General features: G+C 58.6%; 14 protein-coding genes. 5 read left to right on the forward strand and 9 right to left on the reverse strand.

Features of this window, described 5'->3' with window-relative positions; translation table 11 throughout:
* Positions 1-1,176 carry a cell division protein FtsZ gene (gene ftsZ / locus C2846_RS00445; RefSeq protein WP_080049608.1) on the forward strand — a complete coding sequence of 392 codons (1,176 nt, stop codon included), beginning with the start codon at positions 1-3 and terminating at the stop codon, positions 1,174-1,176.
* 111 nt (positions 1,177-1,287) lie between these two features.
* On the forward strand, positions 1,288-2,199 hold the full coding sequence (gene lpxC, locus C2846_RS00450; protein WP_080049609.1) for a UDP-3-O-acyl-N-acetylglucosamine deacetylase: 912 nt from the start codon (positions 1,288-1,290) through the stop codon (positions 2,197-2,199).
* Positions 2,200-2,293: 94 nt separating this feature from the next.
* Here lpxC and C2846_RS00455 read toward each other — a convergent pair whose 3' ends face one another.
* On the reverse strand, positions 2,294-2,746 hold the full coding sequence (locus C2846_RS00455) for a DUF721 domain-containing protein (RefSeq protein WP_080049610.1): 453 nt from the start codon (positions 2,744-2,746) through the stop codon (positions 2,294-2,296).
* 73 nt (positions 2,747-2,819) lie between these two features.
* On the opposite strand from C2846_RS00455, the gene C2846_RS00460 reads away from it, so the two are divergent.
* The 3 genes from C2846_RS00460 to argJ all read left to right on the forward strand — a co-directional run bounded on the left by C2846_RS00460 (position 2,820) and on the right by argJ (position 8,022).
* Entirely contained in the window at positions 2,820-3,740 is a 921-nt protein-coding gene (locus C2846_RS00460) for a M23 family metallopeptidase (protein WP_080049611.1), read from the forward strand.
* Between the two features lie 149 nt (positions 3,741-3,889).
* The gene (gene secA, locus C2846_RS00465; protein WP_119700427.1) at positions 3,890-6,628 is read left to right on the forward strand and encodes a preprotein translocase subunit SecA; all 2,739 of its coding nucleotides are present in this window, start codon (positions 3,890-3,892) and stop codon (positions 6,626-6,628) included.
* 176 nt (positions 6,629-6,804) lie between these two features.
* Positions 6,805-8,022 (forward strand): bifunctional glutamate N-acetyltransferase/amino-acid acetyltransferase ArgJ, encoded by a 1,218-nt coding sequence (gene argJ / locus C2846_RS00470; RefSeq protein WP_119700428.1) that lies wholly within the window; start codon positions 6,805-6,807, stop codon positions 8,020-8,022.
* A gap of 205 nt (positions 8,023-8,227) precedes the next feature.
* Here argJ and C2846_RS00475 read toward each other — a convergent pair whose 3' ends face one another.
* The 8 genes from C2846_RS00475 to C2846_RS00510 all read right to left on the reverse strand — a co-directional run bounded on the left by C2846_RS00475 (position 8,228) and on the right by C2846_RS00510 (position 17,993).
* Entirely contained in the window at positions 8,228-8,743 is a 516-nt protein-coding gene (locus C2846_RS00475; RefSeq protein ID WP_119700429.1) for a GspH/FimT family protein, read from the reverse strand.
* A gap of 86 nt (positions 8,744-8,829) precedes the next feature.
* Positions 8,830-9,252 (reverse strand): type IV pilin protein, encoded by a 423-nt coding sequence (locus C2846_RS00480; RefSeq protein WP_080049615.1) that lies wholly within the window; start codon positions 9,250-9,252, stop codon positions 8,830-8,832.
* Positions 9,252-13,100: a pilus assembly protein gene (locus C2846_RS00485; protein WP_119700430.1), complete on the reverse strand. Its 3,849-nt coding sequence runs from the start codon at positions 13,098-13,100 to the stop codon at positions 9,252-9,254. The genes C2846_RS00480 and C2846_RS00485 overlap by 1 nt, the downstream gene beginning before the upstream one ends.
* Before the next feature lie 18 nt (positions 13,101-13,118).
* Entirely contained in the window at positions 13,119-13,694 is a 576-nt protein-coding gene (locus C2846_RS00490) for a pilus assembly PilX family protein (protein WP_080049616.1), read from the reverse strand.
* Positions 13,691-14,452 carry a PilW family protein gene (locus C2846_RS00495; protein WP_119700431.1) on the reverse strand — a complete coding sequence of 254 codons (762 nt, stop codon included), beginning with the start codon at positions 14,450-14,452 and terminating at the stop codon, positions 13,691-13,693. The genes C2846_RS00490 and C2846_RS00495 overlap by 4 nt, the downstream gene beginning before the upstream one ends.
* Positions 14,449-14,967 (reverse strand): type IV pilus modification protein PilV, encoded by a 519-nt coding sequence (gene pilV / locus C2846_RS00500; RefSeq protein ID WP_119700432.1) that lies wholly within the window; start codon positions 14,965-14,967, stop codon positions 14,449-14,451. The genes C2846_RS00495 and pilV overlap by 4 nt, the downstream gene beginning before the upstream one ends.
* Positions 14,964-15,449 (reverse strand): GspH/FimT family pseudopilin, encoded by a 486-nt coding sequence (locus C2846_RS00505; RefSeq protein WP_165443739.1) that lies wholly within the window; start codon positions 15,447-15,449, stop codon positions 14,964-14,966. The genes pilV and C2846_RS00505 overlap by 4 nt, the downstream gene beginning before the upstream one ends.
* Before the next feature lie 156 nt (positions 15,450-15,605).
* Complete coding sequence (locus C2846_RS00510) at positions 15,606-17,993, reverse strand: DUF6351 family protein (RefSeq protein ID WP_119700434.1); 2,388 nt, start codon at positions 17,991-17,993, stop codon at positions 15,606-15,608.
* Between the last annotated feature and the right edge of the window lie 69 nt (positions 17,994-18,062).

An 18,062-nucleotide genomic window follows, 5' to 3' on the forward strand; every position in this document is an offset into this window, starting at 1 on the left:
ATGTTCGAATTGATCGATAACGTACCGCAAAATGCAGTTATCAAGGTTGTTGGCGTCGGCGGCGGTGGCGGTAATGCGCTGCAGCACATGGTGGTGAACAACGTTGAAGGCGTCGATTTCATCTGCGCCAATACCGATGCTCAGGCACTGAAGAACGTCAGTGCGCGTACCGTGTTGCAGCTCGGCTCGGCAGTGACCAAGGGCCTGGGTGCCGGGGCTAACCCGTTGATCGGCCGGGAAGCGGCGATCGAAGATCGCGAGCGCATTGCTGAAGTACTGCAAGGCTCCGACATGGTGTTCATCACCGCCGGTATGGGTGGTGGTACCGGTACCGGTGCCGCGCCGATCGTTGCCGAAGTGGCGCGTGAATTGGGCATCCTGACTGTGGCCGTGGTAACCAAGCCGTTCCCGTTCGAAGGCCGCAAGCGCATGCAGGTCGCTGATGAAGGTATCCGCGAACTGAGCCAGCATGTCGACTCGCTGATCACCATTCCCAACGAAAAACTGTTGACCGTACTGGGTAAGGACGCCAGCCTGCTGGCTGCCTTCAGTAAGGCCAATGATGTACTGCTCGGTGCTGTACAGGGCATCGCCGACCTGATCATGCGTCCGGGTATGATCAACGTTGACTTTGCTGACGTTAAAACTGTCATGAGCGAAATGGGCATGGCCATGATGGGAACCGGTCACGCCAGCGGCCCGAACCGCGCCCGTGAAGCGGCTGAAGCGGCGATCCGCAGCCCGCTGCTGGAAGATGTCAACCTGATGGGCGCACGCGGCATCCTGGTTAACATCACCGCTGGTCCGGATCTGTCACTGGGTGAGTTCTCCGAAGTCGGTAGCACCGTCGAGGAGTTTGCCTCCGAGTCAGCCACTGTGGTGGTTGGTACTGTGATTGATCCTGAGCTGCGTGATGAATTGCGCGTGACCGTTGTAGCTACCGGACTGGGCAGTCGTGCCGACAAGCCGGTCAAGGTGGTCGACAATACCGCGGCTCCAGCTGCCACTCGCCAGGTGGAGAACAGCAGTGCGCCGAACTACCGGGATCTGGATCGTCCGACCGTCATGCGCAATCAGGCTCCGGCCGGCAATGCTGCTGCCGCACGCCTGAGCCAGCCGGCTGAAGATCTGGATTATCTGGATATCCCGGCGTTCCTGCGGCGTCAGGCTGATTGATTGGATCAATCGACGGCATAGGGCTGATTGGTATTCAACGGAGGCATGCTTTGCTATCATGCACGCCAATTGTTGAAAATTATTCGCAACTAAGCGGAAGCCAGGTCACACATGATCAGACAGCGCACACTGAAGAACGTAATCCGGGCCACCGGTGTGGGCCTACATTCGGGTGAGAAGGTTTATCTCACCCTGAAACCGGCTCCTGTGGACACCGGGATTGTGTTCTGCCGGACCGATCTCGACCCTATGGTCGAGATCCCGGCGCGTGCCGAGTTTGTGGGTGAAACCACCATGTCCACCACCCTGGTAAAGGATGGTGCCAAGGTGGATACCGTCGAGCACCTGTTGTCGGCCATGGCCGGCCTGGGCATCGACAACGCCTATGTTGAACTAAGTGCTCCGGAAGTGCCGATCATGGATGGCAGCGCCGGTCCGTTCGTGTTCCTGATCCAGTCCGCTGGTATTGAGGAGCAGGACGCGCCCAAGCAGTTCATTCGGATCAAGCGCGAAATTAGCGTGGAAGAGCCGGGCAAGCGTGCCACCTTCGTACCTTTCGAGGGTTTCAAGGTGTCCTTTGCCATTGACTTCGATCACCCGGTATTTCGTGGCCGCAGCCAGTTTGCCAGCGTCGATTTTTCCAGTACCTCGTTCGTCAAGGAAGTCAGCCGGGCCCGGACCTTTGGGTTCATGCGCGATATCGAATACCTGCGCTCGCAGAATCTGGCGCTGGGCGGCAGTGTCGATAACGCCATCGTGGTTGACGAGTACCGGGTTCTGAACGAAGACGGCCTGCGTTACGAAGACGAATTCGTTCGGCACAAGATCCTTGATGCTATCGGTGATCTCTATCTGCTGGGCAAGAGCCTGGTTGGCGAGTTCCGTGGCGAGAAATCGGGTCACGCTCTGAACAACAAGCTTCTGCGTACGCTACTGGCGAACAAGGATGCTTGGGAAATTGTCACCTTTGAAGACGCCGGCACCGCACCCATCTCCTTTATGCGTCCTGCCGCTGCTGTCTGATAGAACACTCGTTTCGTTGTTTTGGACGGCTGCCTCGGCAGCCGTTTTTTTATTTATCAAAACCCTGTAATCGCAGTGGCCTAGGATCGGCTTGCTAGGACTCGCGATGGTGCCGCGCCAGACGCTCAAGCGCAGCTTTTAGTGCTGGGTCGCTTACCACTTCGGCGGTCTCTTCCAAGCTTTGAGCCGCCACGATCGAATGCTTCATTTTGTGAAGTGGTGGTGATTTTTTGACCAACGGCGGTTGTACCTTGCAGTAGATTTTAGTTAAGGTTGCGAATTCCGTGTAGACCTGCAATTGGCGGATCAGGCGTTTTTGTTGGTAACGCAGGCGTGTGGCCCAGTGGCTGTCGCTGACCACCAGACGCAAGACTCCGTCGCGCAGCGAGGCTACCCGGCAATGTTCGCGCGCCGCCGGCTCCAGTTGGGTTTCCACCAGGGCCTGGAGGCGCTTGACGGTACTGGCTCCGGCAAACAACCCCTTGAGGGTGGTATGGGTGCGAAGTAGATCGCCTGGACGGCGAGCATCCAGCGGAGTAAACGACATGACAGTGCCTGTGGAGTGATACACAGCGGTCATCCTAGCAGAACCGCGTATTTAGGTGTTTGGGGATTATTCTGTGAATATCATTATCTTGACCGGCCGCCACGGAGCGGCCCGGGCGTTGACCTTGAGTCCGCCCTGGGTGATTGGGACGGTACTGACCGTGCTGGCCCTGCCGATCATCGCCGCGCTATTGACCTGGAAAGTCATGGCGCCGACCACTGAAGTGGTAGTCAGTGCCCAGGACTATGACAGGGTCTGGCAGCGTACTCTGGACGAAATGGCCAGCCATTCGGCCAGTGATGAATCCCAGTCCCAGCTCGAGCGGATGACTCAGCAGCTGGCCCGGTTGCAAACCCGGCTGACCCGGCTTGATGCCCTGGGTGAGCGGTTGACCGAAATGGCCGAGCTGTCGGATGGCGAATTCGACTTCAACAGCGACCCTGGCATGGGTGGACCGGAGCTTCGCAAGGAATCGCTGCGCTACGAAACACCGGATGTCCAGACCGTGATCGACCAACTGGCTGAGCGGATCGACAATCGCACCCAGCAGCTCAAGCTGCTTGAAGAGCTGATGCTCAACCGCCAGACCGATGCCAATGCCCTGTTGGACTTCAAACCAGTGCAGGTAGGTCACATTTCCTCCGGCTTTGGCCGTCGGGTCGATCCGATTACCGGGCGCATGGCCCTGCACACCGGGCTGGACTTTGCCGCTCCGCGTGGCACCCCGATCTATGCGGTGGGTGCCGGGGTGGTGACCTTCTCCGGGCGCAATGGCGCCTACGGCAATATGGTCGAAATCACCCATGGTGGTGGTTACAAGACTCGCTACGCCCATGCTCATACGCTGGGTGTGAAAAAAGGTGATCTGGTTCAGAAGGGCCAGCAGATCGCCACAGTGGGCTCCACTGGCCGCTCCACAGGGCCGCATCTGCATCTGGAAATCTACCGCAACGGCATGGCGGTTAATCCGGCTCGCTATATTGCCCTGAAGTGATTCGGGGCCCCGCCTTCCCATATCGCGTCGATACCTGTCCGGCGGTTTATTGTGGCGCGATATTCAGAGTAGAATGACCCCTTTTATGTCGTCATGGCCGGATAATCTCAGCCGGCCCTGGCCTCCATCAAACGGAAATCAGGTCGACTATGTTTGCGCCTTTATTGAAGAAACTGTTTGGAAGCAAAAACGAGCGTGAGTTGAAGCGCATGGGCAAGATGGTCGCATCGGTCAATGCCCTCGAAGAAAAACTGAACGCCCTGAGCGATGAACAGTTGAAGGCCCAGACCCAGGTGCTCAAGGACCGGCTGGCCAAAGGCGAAACTCTTGACGATATCCTCCCTGATGCGTTTGCCGTAGTGCGTGAGGCGAGCAAGCGGGTACTGGGCATGCGCCATTTCGACGTCCAGTTGATCGGTGGTCTGGTGCTGCATGAAGGCAAGATCGCCGAGATGAAGACCGGTGAGGGCAAGACTCTGGTGGCGACCTTGCCATCCTACCTGAATGCACTGTCCGGCAAGGGCGTGCATGTGGTCACAGTCAATGATTATCTGGCGCGCCGTGATGCCAATAACGTCCGTCCGCTGCATGAGTTCCTGGGGCTGAGCGTAGGCGTGGTGGTGCCGTTCCAGGACCCCGAGGAAAAGCGCAAGGCCTACCAGTGCGATATCACCTACGGGACCAACAACGAGTTCGGCTTCGACTATCTGCGCGACAACATGGCGTTCCGGCTCGAAGACAAGTTCCAGCGCGGCCAGAACTTCGCCATCGTCGACGAAGTCGACTCGATTCTGATCGACGAGGCACGCACGCCGCTGATCATCTCCGGGCCGGCTGAAGACAGTTCGCAGATGTACATGACCATCAACAAGCTGATTCCCAGCCTCAAGCGGGCGATCCCGGCTGAAGAGGCCGAAGCTGAAGTTGAGGGTCATTACGTTATCGATGAGAAGACCCGTCAGGTCGAACTCAACGAAGAAGGTTTCCAGTACGTCGAGGATCTGCTGGTCCAGCAGGGTCTGCTACCTGAGGGTGACAGCCTGTACGCGGCTCAAAACCTCGGTCTGTTGCATCATGTGAATTCGGCGTTGCGGGCGCATACCCTGTTCCACCGTAATGTCGAGTACATCGTCCAGAACAACCAGGTTATTCTGGTGGATGAGCATACTGGACGGACCATGCCGGGCCGTCGTCTGTCCGAGGGCCTGCATCAGGCCATCGAGGCTAAGGAAGGGTTACAGATTCAGGCCGAAAGCCAGACGCTGGCTTCGACCACCTTCCAGAACTACTTCCGTCTGTATGACAAGCTGTCCGGCATGACTGGTACTGCTGATACCGAGGCCTTCGAGTTTCGCCAGATCTATGGCCTTGACGTGGTGGTTATTCCTACCAACAAGCCGATGATCCGCAAGGACTATAACGACTTGGTCTATCTGACCATCGAGGAAAAGTTTGCAGCAATCGCTGCCGACATCAAGGACTGCATGGAAAAGCAGCGCCCGGTACTGGTAGGTACGGCTTCGATCGAGTCTTCTGAGGTGGTTTCGCAACTGCTGCAGCAGAAGGGTGTTCCGCATCAGGTACTGAATGCCAAGTACCACGAGAAAGAAGCGGAAATCGTTGCCCAGGCTGGTCGCCCTGGGGCCGTGACCATCGCCACCAACATGGCTGGTCGTGGTACCGATATTATTCTTGGCGGTAGCTGGGAAGCCGAGGTTGCCAGCCTGGAAAACCCGACTGAAGATCAGATTGCGCAGATCAAGGATGAGTGGCAGCAGCGCCACCAGCAGGTACTGAATGCCGGTGGTCTGCATATCATCGCCTGCGAGCGGCACGAATCGCGTCGTATCGACAACCAGTTGCGTGGTCGCGCCGGTCGTCAGGGCGATCCGGGTTCCAGCCGTTTCTACCTTTCGCTGGAAGATAATCTGATGCGGATCTTCGCCTCCGACAGGGTGAAGAATTTCATGAAGGCCCTGGGTATGGAGAAGGGCGAGGCAATTGAGCACCGCATGGTGACCAACGCCATCGAGAAGGCCCAGCGCAAGGTTGAAGGGCGTAACTTCGACATCCGTAAGCAGTTGTTGGAATACGACGACGTCGCCAACGAACAGCGCAAGGTGGTGTACCGCCAGCGCAATGACATTTTGGCCGCCGACTCGGTTGAAGAAACCATCAAGGCCATCCGTGCAGATGTGGTGGCTGACGCAATCAGCCAGTTCATTCCGCCCCAGAGCCTGCCCGAGCAGTGGGACATCCCTGGGCTTGAGCAGCATCTGGCCAGCGAGCTGGCGCTCAAACTGCCGATCCAGCAATGGCTCGACGAGGACGATCATCTGCACGAGGAAGGGCTGCGCCAGCGCATCCTCGATGAGCTGGTTAAGGCCTACGCCGAGAAAGAAGAGATGGCCGGCGCCGAGGCACTGCGCACCTTCGAGAAACAGATGTTGCTGCGGGTATTGGATGATCGCTGGAAGGAGCATCTGGCGACCATGGATCATCTGCGCCAGGGTATCCACTTGCGCGGTTATGCCCAGAAGAACCCCAAGCAGGAATACAAGCGCGAGGCGTTCAACCTGTTCGAGCAACTGCTGGACTCGCTCAAGCATGACACCATTCGCATTCTCAGCCATGTTCAGGTTCGCCGTGAAGACCCGGCCGAAGAGGAGGCGCGGATGCGTCGACAGGCTGAGGAAATGGCCCGGCGCATGCAGTTCAAGCATGACCAGAGCAGCGCGCTGGATGTAGCCCCTGAGGCCGAGGGCGGTGCCGCACAACCCGCCAGCGCGGCACCGGTAACCCGTGACGGCCCGAAAGTTGGACGCAATGATCCTTGCCCCTGCGGTTCGGGCAAGAAGTACAAGCACTGTCACGGTCAGATCGGCTAAGGAACCACTGAAAAACTACCTGCGTTGGCAATACTGCGTTTTTCAGAGGTTTTAATCGGTAGGAGCGGCCTGCGGCCGCGAATGGGCTTTGCACCCAGCGCCAGCAGTCGTTCGCGCCTGCAGGACGCTCCTACCAGCTAGAATCAGTTGTTATTCATTCCTTTGGAGTTCTTCCCATGCCTGTTGGTCTCGGTCCTTTGCCTGTGTTGCATCCTGTTCCCGGTTTTCGTCTGGGTATTGCGTCGGCCGGAATCAAGCGAGCAGGGCGCAAGGATGTGGTGGTCATGGAAGCGGCTCCGGGCTCGGTGATTGCCGGGGTATTCACCACCAACGCCTTCTGCGCGGCACCGGTTACCCTGTGCAAGCAGCATCTGGCCCATCACCCGCGCTATCTGCTGGTCAATACCGGCAATGCCAATGCCGGAACTGGCAAGCCGGGCATGCAGGCAGCGGTGCGAACCTGTGAAGCGCTGGCCGAGCTGGTCCAAGTCGGCCCAGAACAGGTACTGCCGTTCAGTACTGGGGTGATTGGTGAGCTGCTGCCAGCCGACAAAATCATTGCGGTACTACCGCAGGCCCTGGCAAACCTGGCTGAAAGCAACTGGGCCGAGGCCGCCGAGGGCATCATGACCACCGACACTCTGCCCAAGGGCTGTAGCCGGCAGATCAGCCTCGGTGGACAGACCGTGACCATTACCGGTATCTCCAAGGGGGCCGGCATGATTCGTCCGAACATGGCGACCATGCTCGGTTATATCGCCACCGACGCCAAGATTGCTCCGCCGTTGCTGCAGCGTCTGGTCAAGGAGGCGGCCGACCTGTCCTTCAACCGCATTACCATTGACGGTGACACCAGCACCAACGATTCCTGCATGCTGATTGCCACCGGTCAGGCCGATATGGTTGAGATCATCGACTACGCCAGTGCCGATTACAGAGCCCTGAGTGATGCGGTCAAGGGCGTGATGCTGGAGTTGGCCCAGGCGATCGTGCGTGATGGTGAGGGGGCGACCAAGTTCGTCACCATTCAGGTCAATGGCGGTGGCAATCAGGACGAGTGTCTTGATGTGGCTTACGCCGTGGCCCACTCACCGCTGATCAAGACGGCACTGTTCGCTTCTGATCCGAACTGGGGACGCATTCTTGCCGCAGTCGGTTATGCCGGTGTGCCGGAATTGAATGTCGAAAAGATCGATGTCTATCTGGATGAGGTCTGCATTACCCGTCAGGGTGGCCGGGCGGCGGACTATACCGAGGAGCAGGGTGCCCGGGTGATGGGCCAGGAGGAAATCACCATCCGCATCGAACTTGGGCGCGGCCAACACAGTGAAACGCTGTGGACTACCGATCTGTCCCATGAGTATGTGCGGATCAATGCTGAGTACCGTACCTGATCTGCGTTCGTCATCGTATCGCTTAATGAATTGCCGCGGGCCTTCGGCCCTCGCAATGACAAGGCATGGTGCGGATGCCCGGTGCCTGCAACCCGGCTTTTCTCTCCGTCATCGCGAGGCGCGCAGCGTCGTGGCGATCCATGCTGAGTCCGACTGGAACAGTTGTGTAGTTCATACCCCAGCAGTAGCGACCGCAGGCCTGCTCCTACGGGCAATACTGCGCCTCGATCTGGCCGCGTTCCACCCGATGGCGGCCAACCCGGTTGAGAATTACCCGCCGGCCCTCCAGCTCGCTACGGGCTGGGCAGAGGCGGAATGTTCCAGCCAGAAAACCACCGTTCAGCATTTCTGACTCGCCCAGTGCGTTGAACCGCACATACTGGGCCAGTACCCCATTGGCGTGTATGCCTCTGACCCGGCTGGGTTTCAGCTCTCTGAGGAGCTGTTCGCCCGAATCGTAGCGGCCATTATTGTTGCTATCGAGAAACATCTGCCAACCCTGGCTCCAGTCGCCATCAATCGGGGCCAGAGTAACCGGGCGGTTGCGTAGAATCGCTTCCTGACGAGCAGCATTCAGACTGCCGGTCAGGTAACTGATGCTGCTGTCGAGCCGCTGGCGATCAATCGCTGCGCCAACGCCGGGAATGGCGATGGCCAGCAGTATGGCGGTCAGGGCAATGGCAGCCAACAGCTCAAGCAAGGTGAAACCTTGGGTGGGCATGGCATCTTCTTCCGTGAAATGAATACTGAAAATAAAAAAGCCGGGCTACGATCCTGTGCCCGGCTTGATGATAGATCAGTGATGGATCAGCGCCAGCATTCTTCCTGGGTTTTGCCCGAACCTGTGCGCCCCTTCTCACCTCTGGCGTTCAGGGTCAGGTTGCCACAGGCGCTGTCACCGAACTGCTGGGTGGCGGTCAGCGTATAGCCTCCGTCATTGGCAGCCTGGCCGACGCTGAGGGTGTAGTACTTGGCGTACTTGCTTTCACCCACGTTCAGTTGGCTGCGGTTGGTATCGCTGGTGACGTAGCTGTTGTTCTGGGCATAAAAGCGTTCCTGCCGTGCCGCAGCCTCCATCAGCAGCGCCTGGCCTTCAACCCGGTTGCCGCGCAGTACATGCTCGCGGTAGGACGGGTAGGCGATACTGGCCAGAATTCCGACGATGACCACTACGATCATGACCTCCAGCAAGCTGAAACCACGGTTGGATTTGATAGCGACCAAAGACATCAATTGTCCTCCAGGGGGATGACCTGCCAGCTCTGGCGGCCTTCAAGTTCGGGAGAGGGGCTGAAGCCAACCGGCGTCGGGTCGGCGCCAAAGATGGAACCATCACCCGAGAGCGCAATGCCGCCAGGGGAGTTCTGCTTGTAACCCGAGGCGACCAGGCCATCAATGGTATCGTTGGCATCAAAGCGGCCATCGGCATTGAAGTCCAGTGCCGGGTGGAAAGTGCGTGCTCCGGTTTGGGCGTTGAGCGCATAGATCCAACCGGAGGTGCCGTCGGCACAGGGGTCCTCGTTGGGAATCAGTGAGCTGAACAGCACGGTGTCACCACGTACCTCCATGCGGTTGACCATCATCTCGCCTTCCAGGGCCTGGCCCTGTACTCGCAGGTCGATAAACCAGCCCCAGTCCTGCACCCGGTTGTCATACTCTTCCTGGGCCGGAGTGGTGTTGTCCTGGTACCACTGTGGTGGGGTCTGGCTGACCACCCGCACACTATGTGTTGTGCCGTCGAAGCCATGCACCTGCTCGGCACTGATGCTTTGCTCATGCAGATTGCTACGGCTGATGCTGGGCCGGTCCGAGGTGCTGGTGGACTGTGCACGGGTCTTGCGATCCCAGATGCCGTATACGGTCATCGCTCTGCTGGTGTCAGGGGCTGCATCCTGGGTCTCGAAGTACTTGCCGGTGCCAAAGATCACGATGTAGCCCCGACGGGTTGGGTGGCGCACCAGTGACGGAATGGCGGTAATTGGCTGGATCTGGTTGCCGGCGTCATCCGATACCGCGCGAGCGGTATACAGCGGCTGGCCACCATAGGATATGGCAAAACTGGATGCCTGAACGTTACCCTGGACTGAACGGGCAAAGGGATCGGGAACCTCCTGATTGGTCGTAGTGGTGTTGATCAGGTCGAAGCGCCAGAGGTTGCCCCGCAGGTCGCCGGCATAGGCGTAGTCCACCACACCGTCGCCGTTATTGTCGGCACCGCGTACGCTGGAAAGGCCATTGGCACCACTGCTGCCGTCATCGACGACCAACTCTTTGAGCAGATTACCGTTCTGAATATCAATGACGAACAGCGAGGCCGCATCATTCTCGCTGTCATAGCCGTTGCCCAGCAGAATCCCCCATTGACCACTGTGCAAGCGGACGATCTCAGGCTCGGCAAAGGTATAACCCAGATTTCCGTAGCCTTGGGTCTGATTGCTGATCTCCCAGAGGAGCTGGACGTTACCCGGATCGGTAATATCCAGGGCGAACAGGCCCTTGCCGCCAGCGCGCAGGGTGCCGACCAGCACGGTACGCCACTGACTGTTGATGTACACATCGCGAACTACCGGAGTGCCATCGACAAAATAGCGGTGGGCACCGCCCTGGTAGCTTTGAGCCGTCAATCTTGGCAGGTTGGGCAGCACTGCACTGGGGATAAAGGCGAACTCCTCAGCCCCGGTCTTGGCGTTAAAGGCATGAAGCATGCCGTCGTTGGCGCCGACATAGACCAGCTCCTTGCGCCCACCGGTGCTTTCCTCAGCGTCTTCCGATGGAGCCCGGTTAGCTTGCTGGAAAGTCAGGTAATCACCTGGGCGGCCATCAATTCTGTCAGCCAGGTAAGGCAGGTAACTCGGGGTACCGACCACCACTGGACTGGAGTTGATGATATCGCCCAGGGGGCTGGAGCGGCGGCGGAAACTGCCATCGGAATCACCTTCCTTACTGCGGTCGCCGCGGATATAACTGGCTCGCTCGCCACCGCGATCATCGAGGGCGCCGCTCAGGCTGTCAGGGTTAGTGTTGAAGATAGTCCTCAAGTCACTGCTAAGGTTGTTGTAACTGAATGCTTGAAGGCCGCTGGCGCCACCGCCGCCAGCCATCATGATCGTGCGGCTGCCAGCCGCCGGTAGTTGCTCGCGGGCTGACCATGCCTGTTCCTGGGTGACTGCTCCGTTGGAGAAGCGCTTGCTGTTGTAACGCACCAGATCGCCACTCCAGTCGGCACTGTCATAAGATGAGTAGAACAGCCGGTTGGTTACGGTGAAGCTGTCGATATCCTGATCGCCAATAGAAGTGGAGACCCCGGGTTTGGCGGCTGTGGCGGTGCGCTCGGCGATACGGTTGAGAACACTTTCGAAGGCCTTGACCAGATCCTCGGGGCTATCGGCGCTGAAAAACTCGCCGCGCGAGTTGATTGCCGCATGCCATAGGTCATATACGTTGTTGCTGTTGTCGGAAGAAGCCGCAGGCCAGTTGACCGTGCCGCCAGCCAAGGCTTGATAACCAGCACCCTTAAAAGTGTCGCCGGTCCAGGGAATATTGGCGTTATTTAGAGCGCTACTCAGGCCAAGACCAACCATGAAGTTGCTCATATGCTGCCAGGTTGCCGGATTATTGCGAGGGTCCCAGTATTGGGTGCTGGCGTTGGCATTACTGTGGCGGATGTAGGGTTTGAGCTCATTATCCAGATTAGGGTTCAGGTCGGTAGCCCAATAATGCATGGCAACGTCGGCCAGCGTACTTTCGGTGCTGTCAGCAAAAGGTGCCAAGCTGCCGGAATATTCAGTTCCATCAGGCAGGGTAAAACTGTTGTCATCGGCTCTGGTTGGATGAGTAAAGCCGCTGTCCTGGTTCCACATGCCGTCGGTCATCAGAATATGAAAGCTGGGGCGGCAGGTGTAGCGCGGTTCGACCTGAGTCGATCCGGTAATGGGGTTGGGATTGTAAGCCCAGGCGTCGGAGTCGGTACGCAGAAACTCTCCGGCCCGAGTCAGTGAACCGCGTAGAGGCGTCCCGCCAACAAACTGGAAGCCGCGTAGCCAGCTGTAAAAATTGCCCTTGTGCTGATTGCCGAACGCCCGGAAACGGTTGTCCTGGCATTTGGCCGTGTTGTTGTTCGAGTTCAGGGTGGTGCAGTCAGTCAGGCCCTGCCAGGTGATGCGCACGGCGGCCGACATATCGTAGAAAGCCTGGTGGCTGGCTGAAATGGTGGCCAATCCGCGATCCCGATAGAAAGAGTACCAGATGGCAAAGTTCTGGCGTTCGTCTGTGCCATTCGGGCCAGAGGTATCACTGACCTGAACGATACGGTAGCAATCATCGTTGGCAATCGAGGTTGCACTGCATCCGGGCAGCGTTGAATCGAAAAGGTAATAATAGGCTTGTACTGGTTGGCGTGTCAGGTTGGCCCTTGCGGTGCGAGCACCGGAGCCACTGGTTTGCGTGCAGCGTTGAGAGCTACTTGTGTAGCCCGCACCAGTGACCTCACAACTGCCGCTTGCGGTTCGTCTTATAGTGTACCGCGCACCGCCTGGGGTGGTTATCGTAGTACTGGAGCCGTTTGTGAGTGAGACCGATATGTCATAGTCATTACTCGGGTTTTCCGCCAGCATATTACCAATGGTGGTCCCCGTGTAACTGGTGCAGCCAGACATGTTGTTATGGTTGCAGTACCAATCGACCCGGTAGTCTTTGCTCAGGTCTACCGAGCCTTTGCTGGTATCGAAGCCGTTGTGGTAAGCACTGGTGAAGCTGGTGCTGTAGGTGACCGGGGTGCCCGAGCTATTGACCCCACGCGGAATTTCATAGGTGACGTTGGGGTTGTAGTACAGCGGGTTAAAGGCTGATGATTTTGCTCTGACAGTATTGCGTGGACCGTTGTCGTCAGGCACCGATGCCCGCCACATACTGCGTGAATCATCCAGGGTAAAAATCAGGTTCGGTGCAACCGAGTCCACCAACATCAGTGGCTGCTGGCTGACATCCAGTGCGGCGGCATAGCTTGAAGCAGCATGCAGGTACAAGGAAAAGGCCAGAGTGCTGAGAGCCGTTTTGCGCGCGGCGTCAAGAGTTTTCATGGGTCGATCAGCCTTTTGTCAGTTGTATACGCGGGCGGTGGTTGAGCGCATGTGAAGCTCGCTGTTGTCGCTGGCGGCCCGGCTGTTGATTTCATAGCGGAACAGGCCAATGCCCATCAGCATGTTGCCGTATTCGGGGTTCTCGTTTTCCCCGGTGTCGGCTCCGCCAGGGGCGGGAATGGCATACCAGTTGATTGTTTCTGCGAAGCTGGTTACGTCGTCCGGCGAATAAACCTGGGTTTTGATGGAGTCAAAGAACTGTTGGTAGTCTGGGGCTCTGTTGATCAGACAGGGAGCTTCGGGCTGCAGGTTGTTTGGGCACTGATTCACGGCATTGAGCGGTCGCAGTGCGGTAGCCAGATCATAGGAGCCAGGGATTTGCCGGCGGGTGCCGATGGTCCGGTACTCGCCGTCGCGCAGACCGGCCTCGGCAGCATTGAACAGTTGTTTCTGATCAACCAGGTTGCCAGTGATCCGCGCTTCAAGGGTGACTTCGCGCATATTGGTGATAGCCAGGGTCGTAAGGATCAGCAGAAAGACCAGGGCGATGACCAGGGCAGCGCCGCGCTGCTGGTAATGGTGTGGTGTTTTCATCGTGTCAGATTCCTGAGGTTGACCGTACTTTCTGCGATCAGATACAGCGCCCGATCCGGGGCGGTGGCCCGGCCGTTGTCGTACCAGGTGGCTTGCCAGCGCTGGTAGGCCGGGCTGGCGTTGCTATCGGCCAGGTTCTGCGCACGGCTTTTCAGCAAGGCGGAGTAGCGCACCGAACGAATGGTTTCACCGGCGGCAGGCGCCAGGGTGTACCTGGCGGCCTCACGGCTTTCTCCGCCACTGACACCAAACTCAAGCTTGAAGTCGACCAGGTTGTCGACAATAGCCACGCCGTTGCAGAGCAGGGCGCCATCAACTACTTGCAGACGCACGATGGCCGGCTCCGCCGGGTTGGTGTAGGGCTCATCGGCGGCATCCAGCTCAGTTCCGTCACAGGTGGCGACACCTGGCACGTTGGGTTGATAGCGGATGCACAGGCGTTGGCTGGCAGCATGGAAATTGATCACCTCCCCGGCTGCGAATGTGCAGGTTCCGGCAGTAGCGGCCCGGAAGGTATTTTCGAAGGAGTCGTCGGGCCGGTTGCGATAGCCGACCCGCTGCAGTTCTTCCTCAAGAATCAACAGGGTGTAGCGGGCATTCTCGACATTGTCGGATTGACCCTGCTGGAACAGGTAGTTGCCCTTGTTGTCGACGTAGATCTGGGTGATGCCCAGAATCAGCAGGCTGCTGATGGCAAGGGCGATCAGCAGTTCGATCATCGACAGTCCGCGTTCAGCGTGGTTGAAGTAGTTGTTCATATCTGGGTCCGGAAGCGATAAGTGCAGAACTCGGGGGTCGAGTCACCGGCTTGCGGGCACTCGTTGCCTACCGCCCGCCAGGCCAGTTGAATCTCAATGGCCGCTGCATTGTCATTGCAGGTGCCGGGAGCCGAAGACAGGCAGCTATAGATCTGATTGCCGAACTCGTCGGCCCCTGGTAACAGCAGGCGCACCTTGCGGGCCCAGCAGGCCAGTTGGTCGCCAACCAGAGTGGTAGGGTTGCCCGCTTCCAGGCAGTCGCCATTGGCGCTGGTTGGCAAGCTGGCGAACAGTGGAGAGTCATCACTGTCAGCTTCCAGAGAGCCTGGGTTGGTGCGCACGATTTCCAGCAGCTCACTGGCCAGAATGACGGCCTGGGTACGTTGAACCGAATCCTGGGTGTACTGAATGGCACGCCCCTGCATCGCCACCATGCCGAGGATACCGATGGCGGTCAGCAGTATGGTGATCAGAACTTCCAGCAGACTGAAGCCCCGCGTATCTCTATGGTTCATGGTGTGCAACTCCCCAGGCTACCGCCTGCGGCATTCTGGCCTTTGTGGTGAAGGGTGGTGGAGCCACTGCCAGAGACGGTCAGTAGCAGCCCTGTACCGGCGTCATCATCGCGGCAGAAGGTTGAGCGAAAATCGGGGACGGTGGCGGTGCCGTTGGGGCGATAGCCCAATTGGTTGGCGCTGGCGCGGAAGTCGACACCGCCCAGGGTCAGGGTGGTGGTGCGAAGCGGCTCTCCGCGCGCGCTGACCTCGATGCTGCCGGCGGCAGCATCGATGGCGACCTGTACGGGAACCTTGCGGATGACTGCCTCGCTGCGGGCGTATTGCAGCAGTGCGTTGAACTCTTCCGCCTGGGACTGAATGCGATTATCGCGAACCAGCGTGTTGAAGCCGGGAACGGCTATCACTGACAGAATGACGAGTAGTGCAATCACTATCATCAGCTCTACCAGTGTAAATCCCTTCGAACTTCCAGGTGTCATGATCAGCTCCATAGACCTTTTCAGCGGCAAAGGTACAGAGTTGATTAGCTAGGGGCACGGGTTGGGTGATGGGTGGTGGAAGAGAAGGGATAAGTGGTTATTTGAATATGGCGACAGGTTTGGCAAGAGCGGCCGAGGGCCGCTCTTACCCTGGGGTTACGGGTTGGGTCGCCCCTGGTCGGGCTGGCTGTAATCGCATACCCCGTCAGGGAAGATTTCGTTTAGTCGAGCGACTTGGCCGGCATCTGGGGTCCAGCTCCCGTAGGTTCCATCGATTATGGCAGTGGCGACCGGTTTGAGGCTGCATTTGAAGACGCTGCCTTCGATTGGTCCGCCAGCGACCATTCGCGAGGTGGTGTAGGTCGGGAAGGCCTGGGTACAGGTGCCGGCGCTCTGAGTGTCGAGAATGCCGTTCCATACATCGTCGCCTGCGGCCATCAACTCACCGTCGCTGTCGAAGCAGCTATCCACCGCCTGAGCCGGACGGTTTTCACCAATGCTCTGATCCGGGTTGGCGCGGATGTTCATCAGCCAGTCATGCAGCACCTCCAGAGCCATCCATGTCTGGTCGAACTCCTGGCCTGGGCGCGGACGGTTCGGATCGCTGGTATTAGTGGGACGGGTATCGGTAAACCAGATCACCTGGTTGTCGGCATGCCCCATCCGGTTGATGATTCGCTGCCGGGCCGAGAACGACTGATGGCTGTTGTGCATGTCCAGTACTTCTTCCAGGTAGTTGCGCCAGTCGATCACTGGAATATCCAGCTGTCCGTCGAACACCATCCCTGAGCTATAGGCCGCCTGGATAGCCTGCAGGTCACCGGCAGTCCGGGGCGCGGGCGCTATGCCGTCCGGGCTCAGGTTCATATTGCGCATGCTCCAGGGGTCGAAGAGGCTGGGGTCTGCCATTACGTCATTGATGCTGCCGAGGAACGGGAATCCCTCCTGGACCATTTCATTTGGCTGTTTCCAGCCGCCGACAAAGGCATTCAGGTGCAGGAACTCTGCCGGGGTGATGGCGCCGTCGACCAGGGCCTGAAGGCCGTATTGAACTCCGACGTTGTCGTACAGCGTGCGCGGCTCGCCCTGATCATCGACACCGTAGATGTTGCGCAAGTCGTCGTAGTGGGTCCACTTGACGCTGTTCATGATGCCGGCGGGTTCCATCAATTGCTGATTGGTGACCTGACCGAACAGCGGGTTCATGACCAGCGGAGTCAGGCCACGCCAGGCCGGGATGCACTCGGTCATGCCGGGAGCGGTGGCATAGCCCAGCATGGTCTTGGCGCCAGCCAGCGGATCGGGGTAGTCATCGGTCGAGTTGAGGCCGACCAGCAGACTGCGGTTGGCGGTGGTCTGCCATAGCGGGTTGGTCCGGTCGGTGGCGTCCATATAATGCTCAAGCAGTTCGCAGTCACCGATATGAATGGTCTGGGTCACCATGTCCGGGTAGGCGTACTGGGGCACACCGGCGTCAATCAGGCCGGGATGATTCTGGGCGTAGACATATTGCTGAATGCCGCCGCCGGAACCGCCAATGGCGACGGTATAGTCTGGCATGCCGAAGCGCTTGACGAAGTGCTCCTTGGTCATCAGCGCTGCTTCACCGCCGACCTGCAGATTGTAGTGAGTATTGGTGCGGGTGCCGGTGGAATAGATCACCGCATAACCCTGGCCTAGCGCCTGGGGAGACAGCGCGCGACCGCTCAGGCGGCCCTGGGTGTGGCCAATGGCGACCCCGCCTTCGAAGTGAAACAGCAACCGGTCGTTCCACAGTTCTGTAGAGGTGCTGTCGGCGTTGTCGCCGAGACTGGCCAGGGTCGCGAAGCTGTAGATGAAGCGGTTGAGCGTGCCGACCTCGCGGCGCACTACAAAGTCCACTTCGCGGCCATCGGTCAGTGTGGTGGTTGCCATATCGGCCGGGCGGCTGCCGTCACCGGGCAGTGGTTTGTAGCTATTGTCGGTCGCCCGATAGAGAAACTCGACATAGGGTTCGATCATGCAGTCCTTGCTGTAGCCGATCAGCGTACCGCCCTCAAACACCGGGAAGCCGGCATTGTCGTCGGTATCGACCAGTGGCTGACGGCCCAGTTCAGTGGTGACGGTACAGACAAAGGGGTATTGCTGCGGGCCGGAGAAAATCGGGCCGCTGAGCGAGTGGCTGGTCAGGCTCAGGCTGTCCAGTGGGCCGTGCTGGGTATGGTGCAATTCAAGCCGGTTGTCGCCCGGCTCCAGCCCTTCGATCAGAACCTCCATGCGCCCAAGGCGGCTGATGGTCCGGCTGGGCTCGATCTGCTGGTCGTTGAGCCAGAACTCCAGTCGCTCCAGTTCCTGCTCAATCAGATCCGGATCGCCGAGAATGCTTACCAGCACATCCTGGCCGCTGACCTGATCGGCTGCGCTGGACAGGGTTTCCAGGTTGAAGTCGGGAATGGCTGGTTGCTGACGATTTGAGCTGGAACTGGAGCTGTTCAGGCAGCCACTCAGTGCCAGCGTCAGCAGGCTGATAGTGCCGGGTAAAAGATAGCGTCTAGTCAGTGACATGGGTGCGTCCCTCGTGTGGCCTGTATCTTGTTGTGGTTATGGCCTGACCCATGCTAGGGGGCGATGTGC

It is taken from the genome of Pseudomonas jilinensis (assembly GCF_003586265.1).
GTDB classification, from domain to species: Bacteria; Pseudomonadota; Gammaproteobacteria; order Pseudomonadales; family Pseudomonadaceae; genus Halopseudomonas; species Halopseudomonas phragmitis.

What these genes read in the sequence shown, in the direction of transcription:
- ftsZ (WP_080049608.1), top strand. Translation starts at nt 1, where the DNA reads ATGTTCGAATTGATCGATAACGTACCGCAAAATGCAGTTATCAAGGTT.
- lpxC (WP_080049609.1), top strand. Translation starts at nt 1,288, where the DNA reads ATGATCAGACAGCGCACACTGAAGAACGTAATCCGGGCCACCGGTGTG.
- C2846_RS00455 (WP_080049610.1), bottom strand. Translation starts at nt 2,746, where the DNA reads ATGTCGTTTACTCCGCTGGATGCTCGCCGTCCAGGCGATCTACTTCGC.
- secA (WP_119700427.1), top strand. Translation starts at nt 3,890, where the DNA reads ATGTTTGCGCCTTTATTGAAGAAACTGTTTGGAAGCAAAAACGAGCGT.
- argJ (WP_119700428.1), top strand. Translation starts at nt 6,805, where the DNA reads ATGCCTGTTGGTCTCGGTCCTTTGCCTGTGTTGCATCCTGTTCCCGGT.
- C2846_RS00475 (WP_119700429.1), bottom strand. Translation starts at nt 8,743, where the DNA reads ATGCCCACCCAAGGTTTCACCTTGCTTGAGCTGTTGGCTGCCATTGCC.
- C2846_RS00480 (WP_080049615.1), bottom strand. Translation starts at nt 9,252, where the DNA reads ATGTCTTTGGTCGCTATCAAATCCAACCGTGGTTTCAGCTTGCTGGAG.
- C2846_RS00485 (WP_119700430.1), bottom strand. Translation starts at nt 13,100, where the DNA reads ATGAAAACTCTTGACGCCGCGCGCAAAACGGCTCTCAGCACTCTGGCC.
- C2846_RS00490 (WP_080049616.1), bottom strand. Translation starts at nt 13,694, where the DNA reads ATGAAAACACCACACCATTACCAGCAGCGCGGCGCTGCCCTGGTCATC.
- C2846_RS00495 (WP_119700431.1), bottom strand. Translation starts at nt 14,452, where the DNA reads ATGAACAACTACTTCAACCACGCTGAACGCGGACTGTCGATGATCGAA.
- pilV (WP_119700432.1), bottom strand. Translation starts at nt 14,967, where the DNA reads ATGAACCATAGAGATACGCGGGGCTTCAGTCTGCTGGAAGTTCTGATC.
- C2846_RS00505 (WP_165443739.1), bottom strand. Translation starts at nt 15,449, where the DNA reads ATGACACCTGGAAGTTCGAAGGGATTTACACTGGTAGAGCTGATGATA.
- C2846_RS00510 (WP_119700434.1), bottom strand. Translation starts at nt 17,993, where the DNA reads ATGTCACTGACTAGACGCTATCTTTTACCCGGCACTATCAGCCTGCTG.